The organism is Caballeronia fortuita (assembly GCF_001544835.2).
Classification (GTDB): Bacteria; Pseudomonadota; Gammaproteobacteria; order Burkholderiales; family Burkholderiaceae; genus Caballeronia; species Caballeronia fortuita.
This window is the reverse complement of sequence record NZ_FCNX02000043.1, coordinates 1-2,604: the sequence shown is the minus strand read 5'-3', so window position 1 is coordinate 2,604 and position 2,604 is coordinate 1. Positions and strand designations below refer to the sequence as shown.

The window sequence follows — 2,604 nt, the reverse complement described above, 5'->3', positions numbered from 1 at the left end:
GGGTGACGGCGTACCTTTTGTATAATGGGTCAGCGACTTACGTTCAGTAGCGAGCTTAACTGATTAAGGCAGGCGTAGCGAAAGCGAGTCCGAACAGGGCGATCAGTTGCTGGGCGTAGACCCGAAACCAAGTGATCTATCCATGGCCAGGTTGAAGGTGCGGTAACACGTACTGGAGGACCGAACCCACTAACGTTGAAAAGTTAGGGGATGAGCTGTGGATAGGGGTGAAAGGCTAAACAAACTTGGAAATAGCTGGTTCTCTCCGAAAACTATTTAGGTAGTGCCTCGTGTATCACCTTCGGGGGTAGAGCACTGTCATGGTTGTGGGGTCCATTGCGGATTACTACGCCATAGCAAACTCCGAATACCGAAGAGTGCAATCACGGGAGACAGACATCGGGTGCTAACGTCCGGTGTCAAGAGGGAAACAACCCAGACCGCCAGCTAAGGTCCCAAAGATTGGCTAAGTGGGAAACGAAGTGGGAAGGCTAAAACAGTCAGGAGGTTGGCTTAGAAGCAGCCACCCTTTAAAGAAAGCGTAATAGCTCACTGATCGAGTCGTCCTGCGCGGAAGATGTAACGGGGCTCAAGCCAGTCACCGAAGCTGCGGATGCGCACGTAAGTGCGTGTGGTAGGAGAGCGTTCCGTAAGCCTGCGAAGGTGCGTTGAAAAGCGTGCTGGAGGTATCGGAAGTGCGAATGCTGACATGAGTAGCGATAAAGGGGGTGAAAAGCCCCCTCGCCGTAAGCCCAAGGTTTCCTACGCAACGTTCATCGGCGTAGGGTGAGTCGGCCCCTAAGGCGAGGCAGAAATGCGTAGCTGATGGGAAGCAGGTCAATATTCCTGCACCATTGTTAGATGCGATGGGGGGACGGATCGCGGAAGGTTGTCCGGGTGTTGGACGTCCCGGTCCTTGCATTGGAGAAGGCGCTTAGGCAAATCCGGGCGCGGAATTCAAGGGTGCGAGGCCATTCACTTCGGTGAAGAAGCAATCGGAAGTGGTTCCAAGAAAAGCCTCTAAGCTTCAGTCTAACAGTGACCGTACCGCAAACCGACACAGGTGGGCGAGATGAGTATTCTAAGGCGCTTGAGAGAACTCGGGAGAAGGAACTCGGCAAATTGGTACCGTAACTTCGGGATAAGGTACGCCTCTGTAGCTTGACTGGCCTGCGCCAGGAGGGTGAAGAGGTTGCAATAAACTGGTGGCTGCGACTGTTTAATAAAAACACAGCACTCTGCAAACACGAAAGTGGACGTATAGGGTGTGACGCCTGCCCGGTGCCGGAAGATTAAATGATGGGGTGCAAGCTCTTGATTGAAGTCCCGGTAAACGGCGGCCGTAACTATAACGGTCCTAAGGTAGCGAAATTCCTTGTCGGGTAAGTTCCGACCTGCACGAATGGCGTAACGATGGCCACACTGTCTCCTCCCGAGACTCAGCGAAGTTGAAGTGTTTGTGATGATGCAATCTCCCCGCGGCTAGACGGAAAGACCCCATGAACCTTTACTGTAGCTTTGCATTGGACTTTGAACCGATCTGTGTAGGATAGGTGGGAGGCTATGAAAGCAGGACGCTAGTCTTGCTGGAGCCGTCCTTGAAATACCACCCTGGTTTGTTTGAGGTTCTAACCTTGGTCCGTGATCCGGATCGGGGACAGTGCATGGTAGGCAGTTTGACTGGGGCGGTCTCCTCCCAAAGCGTAACGGAGGAGTACGAAGGTACGCTAGGTACGGTCGGAAATCGTGCTGATAGTGCAATGGCATAAGCGTGCTTAACTGCGAGACCGACAAGTCGAGCAGGTGCGAAAGCAGGTCATAGTGATCCGGTGGTTCTGTATGGAAGGGCCATCGCTCAACGGATAAAAGGTACTCTGGGGATAACAGGCTGATACCGCCCAAGAGTTCATATCGACGGCGGTGTTTGGCACCTCGATGTCGGCTCATCTCATCCTGGGGCTGTAGCCGGTCCCAAGGGTATGGCTGTTCGCCATTTAAAGAGGTACGTGAGCTGGGTTTAAAACGTCGTGAGACAGTTTGGTCCCTATCTGCCGTGGGCGTTGGATATTTGAAGGGGGCTGCTCCTAGTACGAGAGGACCGGAGTGGACGAACCTCTGGTGTACCGGTTGTGACGCCAGTCGCATCGCCGGGTAGCTATGTTCGGAAGAGATAACCGCTGAAAGCATCTAAGCGGGAAACTCGCCTTAAGATGAGATATCCCCGGGGCTTCGAGCCCCTTGAAGGGTCGTTCCAGACCAGGACGTTGATAGGTCAGGTGTGTAAGTGCAGTAATGCATTGAGCTAACTGATACTAATTGCCCGTAAGGCTTGATCCTATAACCAGTGTGTCTTCCTGGTCGAGTCACCAAAGCGTGTGCGATGCAATCGCCACCCCAACTCAATACTGCTTCTTCCCAGATTGGCTGTACCGTCCACCCGACGACACAGCAACAAGTCATGCCTGATGACCATAGCGAGTCGGTCCCACCCCTTCCCATCCCGAACAGGACCGTGAAACGACTCCACGCCGATGATAGTGCGGATTCCCGTGTGAAAGTAGGTAATCGTCAGGCTCCTCATGCTCCAAACAAAAACCCCACCCC

2 rRNA genes are annotated in these 2,604 nt (G+C 53.5%); both read left to right on the top strand.

From position 1 onward, the window contains the following. Positions 1 to 2,337, top strand: a 23S ribosomal RNA gene (locus AWB77_RS34015); the annotation flags it as partial. 124 nt (positions 2,338 to 2,461) lie between these two features. Beyond that, a 5S ribosomal RNA gene (rrf, locus tag AWB77_RS34010) occupies positions 2,462 to 2,574 on the top strand. The last annotated feature ends 30 nt before the right edge of the window (positions 2,575 to 2,604 follow it).